This is a genomic window from Agriterribacter sp., from assembly GCF_035497235.1.
Classification (GTDB): Bacteria; Bacteroidota; Bacteroidia; order Chitinophagales; family Chitinophagaceae; genus Agriterribacter.
The window spans coordinates 1-13,658 of sequence record NZ_DATJEB010000008.1; the positions used below are offsets into that span (position 1 = coordinate 1).

At 42.3% G+C, this 13,658-nt stretch carries 15 protein-coding genes and 1 pseudogene; 6 read left to right on the top strand and 10 right to left on the bottom strand.

The window, feature by feature from the left end; translation table 11 throughout:
* Nucleotides 1-224 (bottom strand): annotated as a pseudogene (locus VL121_RS02140) (citrate (Si)-synthase); the annotation flags it as partial.
* Between the two features lie 112 nt (nt 225-336).
* Entirely contained in the window at nt 337-1,416 is a 1,080-nt protein-coding gene (locus tag VL121_RS02145; RefSeq protein WP_325401674.1) for an LptF/LptG family permease, read from the bottom strand.
* Between the two features lie 84 nt (nt 1,417-1,500).
* On the opposite strand from VL121_RS02145, the gene VL121_RS02150 reads away from it, so the two are divergent.
* Nucleotides 1,501-2,313, top strand: a complete 813-nt coding sequence (locus VL121_RS02150) for a carboxylesterase family protein (protein ID WP_325401676.1) — start codon at nt 1,501-1,503, stop codon at nt 2,311-2,313.
* Nucleotides 2,314-2,326: 13 nt separating this feature from the next.
* Here VL121_RS02150 and VL121_RS02155 read toward each other — a convergent pair whose 3' ends face one another.
* Nucleotides 2,327-2,482, bottom strand: a complete 156-nt coding sequence (locus VL121_RS02155; protein WP_325401678.1) for a hypothetical protein — start codon at nt 2,480-2,482, stop codon at nt 2,327-2,329.
* Complete coding sequence (gene tgt, locus VL121_RS02160) at nt 2,479-3,618, bottom strand: tRNA guanosine(34) transglycosylase Tgt (RefSeq protein WP_325401680.1); 1,140 nt, start codon at nt 3,616-3,618, stop codon at nt 2,479-2,481. The genes VL121_RS02155 and tgt overlap by 4 nt, the downstream gene beginning before the upstream one ends.
* A gap of 73 nt (nt 3,619-3,691) precedes the next feature.
* Between tgt and VL121_RS02165 the strand changes: the two genes are divergently transcribed.
* The 4 genes from VL121_RS02165 (at nt 3,692) to VL121_RS02180 (ending at nt 8,101) form a co-directional block, all read left to right on the top strand.
* Nucleotides 3,692-4,816, top strand: coding sequence for a glycosyltransferase (locus VL121_RS02165; protein WP_325401682.1), 1,125 nt, complete (start codon nt 3,692-3,694; stop codon nt 4,814-4,816).
* Complete coding sequence (gene rsmG, locus VL121_RS02170; RefSeq protein WP_325401684.1) at nt 4,786-5,433, top strand: 16S rRNA (guanine(527)-N(7))-methyltransferase RsmG; 648 nt, start codon at nt 4,786-4,788, stop codon at nt 5,431-5,433. Before VL121_RS02165 ends, rsmG begins: the two co-directional genes overlap by 31 nt.
* 66 nt (nt 5,434-5,499) lie before the next feature.
* Nucleotides 5,500-7,407 carry a sensor histidine kinase gene (locus VL121_RS02175; protein WP_325401686.1) on the top strand — a complete coding sequence of 636 codons (1,908 nt, stop codon included), beginning with the start codon at nt 5,500-5,502 and terminating at the stop codon, nt 7,405-7,407.
* 64 nt (nt 7,408-7,471) lie between these two features.
* Nucleotides 7,472-8,101 carry a response regulator transcription factor gene (locus tag VL121_RS02180; RefSeq protein WP_325401688.1) on the top strand — a complete coding sequence of 210 codons (630 nt, stop codon included), beginning with the start codon at nt 7,472-7,474 and terminating at the stop codon, nt 8,099-8,101.
* A gap of 63 nt (nt 8,102-8,164) precedes the next feature.
* Here the strand turns inward: VL121_RS02180 and VL121_RS02185 are convergent, their stop codons facing one another.
* The 4 genes from VL121_RS02185 to VL121_RS02195 all read right to left on the bottom strand — a co-directional run bounded on the left by VL121_RS02185 (nt 8,165) and on the right by VL121_RS02195 (nt 10,181).
* Nucleotides 8,165-8,947, bottom strand: a complete 783-nt coding sequence (locus tag VL121_RS02185) for a class I SAM-dependent methyltransferase (RefSeq protein ID WP_325401690.1) — start codon at nt 8,945-8,947, stop codon at nt 8,165-8,167.
* A 138-nt stretch (nt 8,948-9,085) separates the two neighbouring features.
* On the bottom strand, nt 9,086-9,337 hold the full coding sequence (locus tag VL121_RS02190) for a hypothetical protein (protein WP_325401692.1): 252 nt from the start codon (nt 9,335-9,337) through the stop codon (nt 9,086-9,088).
* Complete coding sequence (locus VL121_RS21630; protein WP_414635395.1) at nt 9,328-9,531, bottom strand: nucleotidyl transferase AbiEii/AbiGii toxin family protein; 204 nt, start codon at nt 9,529-9,531, stop codon at nt 9,328-9,330. The genes VL121_RS02190 and VL121_RS21630 overlap by 10 nt, the downstream gene beginning before the upstream one ends.
* A gap of 146 nt (nt 9,532-9,677) precedes the next feature.
* Nucleotides 9,678-10,181: a DUF6088 family protein gene (locus VL121_RS02195; RefSeq protein WP_325401694.1), complete on the bottom strand. Its 504-nt coding sequence runs from the start codon at nt 10,179-10,181 to the stop codon at nt 9,678-9,680.
* Between the two features lie 153 nt (nt 10,182-10,334).
* On the opposite strand from VL121_RS02195, the gene VL121_RS02200 reads away from it, so the two are divergent.
* Nucleotides 10,335-10,790: a thiol-disulfide oxidoreductase DCC family protein gene (locus tag VL121_RS02200; protein ID WP_325401696.1), complete on the top strand. Its 456-nt coding sequence runs from the start codon at nt 10,335-10,337 to the stop codon at nt 10,788-10,790.
* Here the strand turns inward: VL121_RS02200 and VL121_RS02205 are convergent.
* Nucleotides 10,782-11,096, bottom strand: coding sequence for a hypothetical protein (locus VL121_RS02205; RefSeq protein ID WP_325401698.1), 315 nt, complete (start codon nt 11,094-11,096; stop codon nt 10,782-10,784). The two genes, VL121_RS02200 and VL121_RS02205, sit on opposite strands and share 9 nt — an antisense overlap.
* A gap of 140 nt (nt 11,097-11,236) precedes the next feature.
* Nucleotides 11,237-13,618 (bottom strand): alpha-ketoacid dehydrogenase subunit alpha/beta, encoded by a 2,382-nt coding sequence (locus tag VL121_RS02210; RefSeq protein WP_325401700.1) that lies wholly within the window; start codon nt 13,616-13,618, stop codon nt 11,237-11,239.
* Between the last annotated feature and the right edge of the window lie 40 nt (nt 13,619-13,658).

Below are 13,658 nucleotides of genomic sequence, written 5' to 3' on the forward strand. Positions count from 1 at the left end.
TTTTTCTGCAATTCCGGAATGGAAAAACCCCTGAAACGGATGCCCTCCCGGGCGTCAAGTAAAGAAGTTTCGCTTACCAGCCCTGTTACTCCCCTCATGCCCTGGTAAATCTGGGAAAGCATCACCTCTCCTATTTTTTTATTGCCATGTTCCTTAAGAATGTCTTTGATCTCTGCGGATAACTCATCAGCTTTCCCTTTAAACCTTTCTTTTATTGTTGCCATATATAAAGTGTTTTTGAATATTTCCCAATTGCATAATAAGCAGGGCAGCAAGAGCGCTAAAGTTAGCTAAAACACGGGTATAACCAGACAAAAATCCGGTGTTTCAAATAATTTATTTGGGCGCTTTGCGATAAAGATACCAGGTAAGCATGCCAAACAATACATTGGGCAGCCATGCGGCAACAATGGGCGGAAGGCTTCCTTTAACGCTGAAAATAGTGGAAAACCGGTCGAGCAGTATAAATAAAGCAGCTATCGCAAAACCTGCGGCAAGGTGGATGCCGCTACCTCCTCTTATTCTGCGGGAAGCCAGTATAGCGCCTATTAAAGTAAGTATGATAACAGTTACAGGCGTAGCGTCTCTCCGGTATAGTTCTACTTCCAGGTCATTCGTACCTTCTGACCCCCTCAGTTTTTCCATATCTACCATATGCCGGAGCTCACGGGTAGTAAGCCGGCTTTTTACATACTCATCACGCTTTAAATCATCGGGGGTAAAATTAAAATCCATTCTTTGCACAGTATCCTGCTTAACATCTTCACCCAGCTCATTAATTTTTCTTTCTATTACGCCCGTTAGTTTCCATTTCTTTTGATCTGCATCCCAGGCAATCGTGCTGGCTCTGAGGTTATATGCAACCTTTACTCCGTTTAACCTGTCCATAAAAAACCCACTGCCACTTTTCGCAGCAGTATCATAGTAACGGATACCACAATACGAAACCGAATCAATACGCATGTATATATTATTATTACTGCTGTACTGCCCGGGCGATTTTATGTATTGCAGTTCAAATGCAGTACGTACCTCGTTGGCTTTGGGAACAAGCGTGCGATTGCCAAACCAAAGCAGGGTTGCAAGTAAAATGCCTCCCAGAATATAGGGCTTTAACAAACGGTTAAAACTGGTGCCGCTGGCCAAAATGGCTATAATTTCTGAACGGTTGGCCAGGCGGGATGTAAAAAATATAACCGCAATAAAAGTAAAAAGTGGAAACAAAAAGGAAACGATAAAGGGCACAAAACCCACATAATAATGCGTCATCACATATTTGGCGGAAAGATTGGCTTTGGCGAAATCATCGGTTTTTTCGCTGATATCCACCACCACCGAAATAGCTGTAAAGAGCAGGATGCAATAAATAAAAGTGAAAATAAAATCTTTAAATATGTACCAGTCTATTTTTTTCATGCATGCGGCTCAGGTGAACATTAAAGCGCCAGTAAAGGGCAAAAGTAAACTAAAACTCTAATAAGAACTTTGTATCTTTCTGTTATGAAAAATATTCACAATAGTTTCAAACTTTTCCCTGCCTGCCTGCTGTTTATAATAATGCCCTGCTTAGTAAACGCACAGGCGCCTGACCCGGATTTGTTTGAACGGCAGCTTTTTTTACAGGGCAACGATACCCTTCCCTGCCGGATACTTTCCCCGCTTCATTTTTCGGCGGGAAAAAAATACCCTTTAATAATTTTTTTACATGGCTCCGGCGAAAGAGGGAATGATAATGAAGCGCAATTAAAATGGGGCGGCGACCTTTTTCTTGATTCGGCCAACAGGGAAAAATTTCCCGCAATAGTTGTCTTTCCCCAGTGCGCCACCGATTCATCGTGGAGCGTGCGGGCAAAAAGCAAACCCGCTGATTCATCAGGCATATACCAGTCTCCTATGAATACCCCCCCTACCCGGCCGCTTCAATTAGTAATGAGTTTTATTGATACTTTATTAAGCAGCGGTATTGTTGATCCTAAACGGGTTTATATTGGCGGACTTTCGATGGGCGGATTTGGAACATTTGAAATACTATGGCGCAAACCCGCGCTGTTTGCCGCTGCGGTTCCTATTTGCGGGGGCGGTAATCCGGCCAGCGCAAAATTGTATGGAAAGCATTTTCCCGTATGGGTATTTCATGGCACAGACGATGATGCAGTGCCTGTAGCCAATTCCCGGATTATGGTTAATGCTTTGAAAGATGCGGGAGCTAAAGTAAAATACACGGAATACCCGGGTGTTAAACATGATAGCTGGATAAAGGCTTTTGCCGAACCTACATTGCTGCCCTGGCTGTTTGAGCAGAAGCGGAATTAAGGGCTTTCAGCAATCAGCTTTCAGATTCAGGTGAGTAGCTGCTAACAATAGGCTGAATACTCCTTCTTGCCTGCGGTCTGACGCTCCTTCGTTGCGTGCCTACCGCCACATTTGCACCTGTACCCTGTGTCCTGTACCCTGCAACTTCTTCCCACTTCTCTCCTCTCATCTCCTCACCTTAAATTGCTCAATACTGCTTTTCATCCAGCTTGTAAAATCACCCGCTTCAATATGTTTGCGGGCCTCTGTAACCACATGAAGGTAAAAAGCGAGATTATGTATACTGGCAATGGTTAGTCCCAGTATTTCTTTTGATTTGATAAGATGCCGCAGGTAGGCTTTGCTGTAATAATTACTGGTTTCGCATGCAATACCATCATCAATAGGTGAATAGTCCTTCTCCCATTTTTTGTTATCAATATTAATGATGCCTTTGGATGTAAACAACATGGCATTACGCCCGTTGCGGGTAGGCATTACGCAATCAAACATATCTACCCCCAGGGCTATACATTCTAATATATTCCACGGAGTACCCACGCCCATCAGGTAGCGGGGTTTGTTTGCCGGCAGGTTAGCGCAGCACAAGCCGCATAAATCGTACATCATGTTTTCAGGCTCTCCAACACTTAAGCCGCCAATGGCATTACCCACCGCATTTTTTGAACTGATATAGGCGCAGGACGCTTCCCTGAGATCAGCATAGGTACCCCCCTGTACAATAGGAAAGAGATTTTGGGAGTACCCATACCGGCTATCTGTTTCCCCTATACGCTGAAAGCACCTGCTTAACCACCGGTGGGTAAGTTCCATAGATTGCTGCGCATAGGTGTAATTGCTGGGATAGGGCGGGCATTCATCAAAAGCCATAATAATATCAGCGCCAATACTCCGCTGTATATCTATTACTTTTTCGGGCGAAAACAGATGTTTACTGCCATCTATATGACTTTGGAACATTACCCCTTCTTCATTTATTTTACGCGTGCCTGCCAGCGAAAAAACCTGGTAGCCCCCGCTGTCTGTTAAAACAGGTTGCTGCCAGTTCATAAACCGGTGTAAGCCTCCCGCCTCCTCCAGCACTTCTATTCCCGGCCGCAGGTACAAATGATAGGTGTTACCCAAAATGATCTTTGCTTTTACTTCCTCGTTCAACTGGCTTTGGGTGAGCGCTTTTACGCTTCCTCCCGTGCCCACGGGCATAAATATGGGCGTGGGTATGCTGCCATGATCGGTAATGATATTACCTGTTCTTGCCGCGGATAACGCGTCTTTTTGCTGTAATTCAAATGTCAATGCAGCCATAATTTTTCAACATATTTTCACATTACAATAAATCCGCAATAACAAATCCTTCTATATTCTTACCTTCGCCGCCATGATGGAAAGACCTGACTGGCCTATAATAGTTTTTGGAGCGTTTTGCTGCATTACTTTCATCCAGATCATTTATTACCTATATTTTTTCAGAAGGCTTGCTTTTCATCGCGATGATTCCTCCATATCATACCATCAGCAACCTGTTTCCGTTATTGTTTGCGCCCGCGATGAAGCCGCAAATTTAGCTAAAAATCTTCCCGGTTTATTAGTGCAGGAATTTACCGGTATACACGAACTCATTTTAGTAAACGATAACTCCTTAGACGAATCCAAATACCTGCTGGAAGCTTTACAGAAAGACTTCGCCCAATTGCATATTATTGAACTGAAGCAGGAAGCACAATTTATTCCGGGTAAAAAATTCCCGTTGTCAATGGGTATTAAAACGGCAAAATATGATGTGGTGCTGTTAACCGATGCCGACTGTGTTCCGGCAAGTGAGTTCTGGATGCATAAAATGATTTCCCCTTTTGAACAGGAAACCGAAATCGTATTAGGCTATGGTGCCTATTATAAAAGGAAAGGACTCCTGAATAAGATCATCCGTTTTGAAACTTTTCATACCGGCCTGCAATATCTTTCCTACGCCCTGGCAGGATTGCCCTATATGGGAACCGGCAGAAACCTCGCCTATAAAAAAAATATATTCTTCCGCAATAAAGGCTTTTCAGCGCATAACCATTTACCCGGCGGCGATGATGACCTGTTCATTAACGCCACAGCCAATGCCAGAAATACAAAAGTGGTAACAGATAAAGCAGCATTTACACTTTCTGAGCCTAAAAAAACGTGGAATGACTGGCGAAAACAAAAACAAAGACATTTTACTACTGCCCGGCTGTATAAAACCAGGCACCGGTTTTTACTGGGACTATATGCACTCACGCATTTTTTATTTTACCCGGCATTTATAGCCGCTATCCTGTTCTTTCGCTGGGAACTGGCAGTGGGCGTATTTTTACTGCGCTTTATAGTACAGGGCATCATTTGGCGCAACGCTATGGAAAAATTAGATGAAAAAGACCTCTGGAAATGGTTCTGGGCCTTTGATATCTTTATGTTTTTTTATTACCTCATTTTTACTCCTGCATTATGGAAGAAGCCACGGGTAAACTGGAAGTAATCACCCGGTATTTCGCCGATTTTTCCAACCAGCAAATAAACCAGTTCTCCGAACTTGGCCGGGTATACACGGAATGGAATGAGAAGATCAATGTTATTTCCCGCAGGGATATTGATTCGCTCTATGAAAAGCATGTATTGCATTCGCTTGCCATTGCGGCTATCTTTAAATTCAGCAATGGCATTGAAGTTATTGATATTGGAACGGGCGGAGGCTTTCCGGGCATACCACTTGCCATTTTTTTTCCTGAAGCCCGGTTTCACCTGGTAGATTCTATTGGAAAAAAACTAAAAGTAGTAAACGAGGTAGTGAATGCATTACAATTAAAAAATGTAACTACGCAGCATATACGTGCCGAAGAGATCAAAAGCAGGCAGTTTGACTTTGCAGTGAGCCGTGCCGTAGCCCCGTTAAAAGAGCTCTGGCAGTGGAGCAAACCGCTGTTAAACCGTGAGCAGAAAATGGAGGCATTTAAAAATGGGCTGATCTGTATGAAAGGCGGGGATCTTACACAGGAAATAAAGGAAAGTAAGCTTAAGCCTTTTAAGTGGGAAATATCGGAGCTATTTAAAGAAGCGTTTTTTGCGGAGAAATGCATACTTTATATTCCGGCCTGAAGTGTGAATAATATGAAATAATTCATTTAATTTACAACGCCGCTAATTATTATTAAATTCATCCGCTTGTTGCTAAAAAGGTTTTTTATAACCGTTGCCTCCCTGTTGTGCTGGAGCGCCGTTGTAGCACAAACTACTAACTTTATTGATCTTGGAAAGCTCAGGGAATACGATACCGTATTAAAGCGGCTGTCTTATTTCATTGATTACAGCAAAAAAGCAACCATTGATGATGCCGCACACGCTACCTTTCATTACCCGGGCCAAAAATTCCCTTTTGATAAAACGCGGCTTGATGCCCGCTACTTTATAAAACTATCGGTTACCAACAGCAGTTTACAGGATACATTTTGGTTATATGCCGGCAAGGCCCAGCAATATACCATGTATGTATATGACAGCAGCGCCGCCGCAATGAAAGTGCTGAACAATCAATTTGATTCTTTTTCGTATACTGTATTCAATAATGTTCCCTATGCCTTTTTTGTTGTAGAAAACGGAACATATAAAGATTTTTATATCCAGGCGGATATTGGTTTTTATAACTGGCATCTCTTTGACCCGGTAATATTACTGCCGCAGGAGCAAACGGCTTTTACTTTCGATCATTTTCTCCGCCCCAGCAGGCTATATACTTATATTACCATAGCCCTGCTCGGCATTATGTTTAGCATGCTGGTTTACACGTTCACCATTTTTTTACAAACTCTTAAAAAGGAATACCTGTATTATGCGCTGGCGATGTTTGCTTTTGTAGTTTACTTTTTACTCCGGTTGCTCAATCTTTTTATGTTCGGGGATCTGTATTATTTTTTTTACGATCTGAGATACCAGGTGCTGCAACTCATGGGCAACATTTTTATTATTGCTTTTATCTCCTCTTTCTTTACATTAAAAAAAACTTTTCCGGACCTCTATAAGCACTTTAATATCCTTATATTCATTCAGCTTATCTTTTTAGCCATCAATCTGCCCCTTACCCATACTAACCGGTATAACCATATCGGGAATATTACTTTTGATATTATAAGAGTGATCGTACTGCTCTATTCAGCCAGCCTTATCACAATTTTAATTATCCGGAAAAAAGACAAAGAGGTAAGGTACATAGGCATAGGTTCAGCTACCGCTATCCTGCTTTCCGGCATAGCGCTTTACATTGACAAATGGAGAGAATATGAAGATCATTTCTTTGGGCATATGGGCATCCCTGTGTTGTTTTTTATGCTGGGCATATTGCTCCAGATGCTCTTTTTTATGCAGGGGCTATCCTACAGGAGAAGGATGCAGCAGGCGCAGCATATAAGAGCGGTAGAAAAACTACAGCTCGAAAACGACAGGAAGGAACTTGAAAAATACAGGGCGATCATTGATACCAGGGATAAAGAAAGGAACCGTATATCACAGGAAATTCATGATGATATAGGCTCCGGACTTACTTCTATCCGTTTACTCAGTGAAATTGCCAAGGCCAGAAGTGCAAGCGATGATACGGTTAAAGAGCTTGAAAAGATTTCGGGAACAGCCAACATATTAATTGATAAAATGAATGAAATTATATGGACATTAAATTCAAGAAATGACACCCTTCCAAATCTCATCGCTTACCTGCGCCACCTGATCGTAGCGTATTTTGAACCGCTGCAAATTCAATTGCACATTGTAACGCCCGACATTATCAGTGAAATTTCAGTGAGCGGGAAAATACGCCGCAATATCCTGCTTGCTGTAAAAGAAGCATTGCATAATATTGTAAAGCATTCACAGGCAACAGCAGTTAATATTCACTTCACTACCGGCGGGTATTTTTCCATTGCTATATCCGACAATGGTATAGGTTTTAATCCGTTGCTTACACAGTATTATAATAACGGGTTACAAAATATAAAAGAACGGCTTTCGGCTATCGGCGGCTCCTGCACCATTTCAAACAATGATGGAACTTCCATTATATTAGAGGTACCTTTACTATAGTACCCGCTTTAGGGTACAGCTACTTCATTAATTAAACTTTAGTTTTGCAGATCACTTATTTTACATGGATACGATTTCTGTTTGCATAGTAGAAGATAATAATGATATACGCCAGGCATTGGAACAGATTATTATGATGGCTGAGGGATACCAGTTCAGGGGATCTTTTATTAGCGCGGAAAGTGCTATTGCCGGCATACCCAAACTGCAACCTCATGTAGTGCTGATGGATATCAATTTAGGCGGAATGAGCGGTATTGATTGCGTAAGGGAGTTAAAGCCGAAGCATCCCGATATATTATTTATGATGTGTACCGTGTATGAAGAGGATGAAAAAATATTCGAGGCCCTTGCCGCCGGTGCCAACGGGTACATCCTGAAAAAAACCGCTCCCGGAAAATTACTCGAATCTATACGGGAGCTGGCAGAAGGCGGAGCGCCTATGAGCAGCCAGATAGCCAGAAAAGTAGTAATGGCTTTCCAGGAAAAAAATACATCTTCCGGTTTGCTGGATAATTTATCCAACCGGGAGCACGAAATTCTTGAACTGCTTGCCAAAGGGATGCTGTATAAGGAAATTTCAACAAGGCTCGGCATTGCACAGGAAACCGTACGCAAACACGTATATCACATTTATGAAAAGCTGCATGTCAATAATCGTGTTGAAGCGGTAAATAAATACTTTGGACGATAGTACCCGTTATTTTCCTAACCCATGTTAAATTGAAAAAGCCGTTTCGGTAACCGGAGCGGTTTTTTATTTCTTTTCTGCAATAAAAAACAGGTCGAAGCAACTATCATCTGCCGCCCGTATATAATAATCTTCATGGGTAATTCCGGTAACCAGTTCCTTATTGCTGTTCAGCAGTTTTTTCCTGTTCAGGCGGTTCAGGATGTCGTACGGTATTTGAAGCAGCCGGCGCGGCATCCGGTGTTGCAAATCAAAAATATCAAAGCGGGTTATTTTTTCAACAGCAGCTTTATTCCGGGCGTAGTAATCCATAATAGCTTTGTTTCCAAAAACACCCAGTTGTTCCACTTTTTGAAAATAAGTCAGTAATAATTGTTCCAGTTCCTGCACGGTATATTCCCTGATATGCCAGGGATTGCGCGTAAGCGACATTTTTTTGTTGGGTGTGGTAACTATTAATTTTCCGCCGCTTTTCAATACCCGGTTTATTTCCTGCAAAAAAATATCATCTCTTTCTATATGCTCTATTACCTGGAAGGTAATTACAAAGTTAAAGCTGCCGGAAGCAATACCATGCAAAGGCGGCACATTCATTTGCATGAATTTTACATTGCTTTTACCTGCAGGTACTTTGTGTACAACACCCGTCTGATATTTATCAATAGTAACAAATTCATCCGCCTGCGGAGCTATAATGTCAATGCCATAACCGCTTCCGGTACCAATTTCCAGCACGTTACCGGAAATGAGCTTTGCTGCTTCTATGTAAGCAAGCAGCGAGCGCTGGAATACATAATTATCAGAATGATCTTTTTGTGATACCCTTTCCGCGGTTTGTAAAATTTTCATATTGTTGCTTACAATGCTTTGTTTTATGAATACATTCTCTGTCAGTCGCAGGTTGTGTCATTGCGAAGTTCTGCTTTTTGAAGGGAAGGAGATTTTTTGTTACTATATTTTTTGTAGGTGGGGCGTTTTATTCATTGCTTATGTAATGGTTATTGGCCATTCAACGGAAGAAAGGCGCTGCTTTATTTGCTTTAGTGTTGCCTGAATATCTTCTCCGTTTGGAAAGTTGGCAAATACTAATTTCTCGAAATCGCCTTTATAAACCGGAAGCAATTCATTCCATATTCTTTCTAACTCCCGAAACATCAATGCTTCATTTGGATGATAAATTAGCCAACCGTTGTTATTCTTAAAACTTGCAACATCATCGTTGGCAACTTTCAAGAGCATTTCGTCAAATGTAGCTGAATTAAAAAGTCTGAAAGCTCTTTAGTCAGCTTGTTGTTGCTCTCGCCTTCACGTCTTAACACTACAAGGTCAATATCTTCCGAAAAACGTTGTATCAAATCATAGCATTTGAGCAGTGCCGTTCCGCCTTTGCATACGGTTTCTTCACCGATTTTATGTTTGAAAATAGTATGCAAAGTATACGTTACCCAAAGGTTTAGTTACGGAAATATTTCCTGTTTCTTCCAATAAAGCTCCTAACAATGCTCTCGTAGCTGGCGGATATTTCAAAGCTAACTGCACCAACGTTTTTATGTCTTTTCAGGAAAATATTTAACAATGGCTAAAAATCGTTTGACAGCAGAAGCTGTGGTTGTGTCGGGTATTTTTTTGATATAACGAAAGCGTCCAACAGTTGCAGCAAAGGAATGTTTTCTTTTGTAATAGTGTTCTTTTGTCTGACAGATGAAATAGTGTAGCGTTCTCTTTTAAATGCAGAACGAACTTCGTTTTTACCGATTTGAATAGTGTTGCTTACCTGTGTAGTTAAGCCCAATTGGTTGTAAATGCTGCAACCTGTAAGGTAGCCGGTTACTTTACCATCTGTTTCCAATAGATCTTTTACTATCTGGGATTGATTGGGTTGTAACTTTCCGAAAGGGGTCGTTTCAGATTTGCAGAACTTACCTTTTGACAGTTTTACTATCTTACCCGAAGCAGCCATACGGTTCAGCGCTTTAATAATGGCTTCCTTGTTGTTCACCCCCTTATCAAAGTTGGAATAGGTGAATACATACCCTTTAGGCATTCTATCTATTGAAAATGCAATGTATTCAGTAGTCCTCATTGCTTATGAATTGGCTATAAAAATAATAAAATGTCCAGTTTTTTATAAAATAAACTGGACAAATATCACTTTAAATGCCTTTTCGTACCCTGCTTTCATTTTCCCTGCCAAAGATTCAGGTTGCAGTACCACAAGAAGCAAAGCAATTTTGAAATGCATTTACCCCTTTCCTCTCCTTCCTGCCGGGTATGCTATCTTTGCCTGGTGAATACAGCCAACCCTGTTATACTTTTTGACGGCGTATGCAATCTTTGCAACAGCAGTGTGCAGTTTATCATCAGGCATGATAAAAGAAAACAGTTTCGTTTCGCCTCCCTGCAGGGTCACGCCGGACAAGCGCTGCTGCAACAATTCAACCTGCCCGCTACACATTTCAATTCATTTGTACTGATAGAAGGCAACCGGCTATTTACACAAAGTACCGCCGCTTTGCGCACTTTTAAAACACTCGGAGGTGCATGGAGCCTGCTCTACGGCGGTATCATCATACCTCCATTTATACGAAACGCCATATACAGGCTGATAGCAACAAACAGGTATAGGTGGTTTGGTAAAAGGGCATCCTGTATGGTTCCGCCCCCCGGTGTAAAGTCCAGGTTTTTAGACTGACCCTTTTCTCACTCTTGCTAATATTTTCTGATACCTTTTCTCATTCCTTGCCCGTACGATGAGGGCTGTAATAAATCCGAGTATAAATCCAATAATCACAATCAGAACTATTTTATTATTATCCTGCGCTATCGGTATTATACTTATGCCACCCATAAACATCAATACAAAAAAGATAATAAAAATAATAACCAACCCCCAACTGAAAGTATAAAGGAGATAGTAGCCTATTTTTGATCCTTCTCTTTGTTCTCTCCATAATTCCGTGAAACGAATATCTTCCTTTGTTACGGGCTTGCTCACCATGAAACCAATTTATAATTTGAAATTTGAAACGCTATAAGAGGTATCAGCAGTCAGCTAAAAACTACTAATGATCGGCCTGGTACTCCTTTTCTCACCTTTCACCTTTCAGCTTTGTAACCTGCAACCTGCGCCCTCCCCCCTTACTCACTCATCATTTCCTTTACCACCCTGATAAAATCTTCTACGTTTGGCTTACTGAAATAATCGCCGTCTGTTCCGTAGGCCGGGCGGTGCGGCTGCGCGGTAATGGTTCGTGGCGCAACATCTAACCAGCGGTATCCTCCCTGTATTTCCATTACCATATTAAACATATACGCCGCGGCCCCGCCAGGCAAATCTTCATCGGCAAAAATAATACGGCTGGTTTTTTTAAGAGAATCCAAAATACTGTTGTTAACATCGAAAGGCAAAAGGGTTTGTACATCAATAACCTCGCAATATATACCCATTTCATCGAGCAGCATTGCTGCTTCATGCGCAATGCGTAAAGTAGCGCCATAGGAAACAATGGTAAGGTCGCTCCCTTCTTTTATGATTTCAGGAACGCCCAACGCTACCCGGTAGTTTAAAAGGTTGGACGGCAATTTTTCTTTGAGGCGGTAAGCATTCAGGCATTCTATCATTATTGCCGGGTCGTTCACTTCTAATAAGGTATTATACATGCCCGCCGCCTGCACCATATTACGCGGCACGCACACATGAAATCCACGAAGCGCATTAATCAGCATACCCATCGGAGAACCACTATGCCATATACCCTCCAGCCTGTGCCCCCGGGTACGCACAATAATGGGGCAGCTTTGTTTGCCTTTGGTACGGTAGTGCAAAGAGGCTGCATCATCGCTTAAAGGTTGCAGCCCGTATAGCATATAATCAACATACTGAATTTCCGCTATAGGCCGTAAGCCCCTCATGGCCAAACCAATACCCTGTCCCATAATCGTAAGCTCGCGGATACCGGTATCAAAAACCCTTTTATCACTGTATTTCTGCTGCAAACCCGCAAATCCCTGGTTAACATCGCCAATTAATCCCAGGTCTTCACCAAAGGCCAATACTTTGGGATTGTGTGCAAACAGCTCATCAAAATACCGGTTCAGTATCTGGTAACCATTTAAAAGTGGCGCGTTGTCATTGAATTGCAAAGCCGTGGGCTGAACCTGCTGCAAACTTTTTGCTCCCTCATTATACAAATGCGAATGATACAATGCGCTTTGTTCGGAAAGCAGCCTGTTGTAATATTGCTGCACAGCAGCATCCCCGCTAAAGTTAACACCGGTTGCCAGGGCTTTTAAAATATCTCTCCGGTCAGGTTCGCGGTTTGCCCGCAGGCTTTTAACAGCAGCCTGTATGCGCCCGGTATTGTCTTTCCCTTCATTAATAACATCCTGTAAAAAGGAAATAGTTTTTGTTAGCATCGCTTTAATGGGCGAAGCATATTTATCCCAGGCCAACTGGCGGCCTGCTTTTATGGTTGATTTGGCACTGATCTCAATTATATTCAGCTCTTCTTCCTCCGCCAGCGCATTTGCAATGATCCATTCCTTCATTTTCTTTATACAATCCCATTCCCTTTCCCAGTCTAAGCGATCCTGTGTTTTATAACGCTCATGACTACCCGAAGTAGAATGTCCCTGGGGTTGCGTTACTTCTTCCACATGAAAAACAGCAGGAATATGCGTGTCACGCACTTTTTGGATACCCTGCTCAAATATTTCGCAAAGCCCCGCGTAATCCCAGCATTTCACCTTATAAATATCTATCCCCGTACTATTGCCTTTTTTCTGAAACCCTTTTAGTGCATCTGAAATAGAACCTTTCACAATCTGGTTGCCCGAAGGAACAGAAATGCCATACCCATCATCCCATACAAAAACAGCCAGTGGCACTTCCAGCACCGCGGCGGCATTAACCGTTTCCCAAAAATGACCTTCGGAAGTAGAGGCATCGCCAATAGTACAAAAGCAAACCTCATTTCCATGATCAGAGAGGCTGGTAAACTGGTGCAGCAATTCAACTTCACGAAATACTTTTGAAGCAAAAGCCAGTCCCAGCGCCCTTGGCATTTGCCCGGCAGTAGGAGCAATACCGCTGGTTATATTTTTACGGTTAATGAGGTCAAGAAATTCACCGCGTTCATCTACAAAGGATGAAGCGAAATGCGCGTTCATCTGCCTTCCCGCACTGTGGGGCTCATCCTTTTCATTGGGGTTGGCATACAATTGCGCAAAAAAATCTTCTATAGTAGCCGTTTCTGTAGCGAAGGCAATGGTTTGATCGCGGTAATATCCCGCGTAAAAATCGCCCGGCTGAAAAAATTTAGACAAGGCAATCTGTGGTACTTCCTTACCATCGCCGAAGATGCCGAACTTAGCCTTCCCTGTCAGTACCTCCTTACGACCCAGCAAGCTGGCTTCCCTGCTTTCACATGCAAGGCGGTAGTCGTTAAGCACTTCTTCACGGAAGCGATCAAAAGAAAGTTTTTCTTCGGACAGAATATCGTTGGGAATGATGTGCTCCATAAGCGCAAAAATACCCGAAAATTATTTAAATAGATGGCAT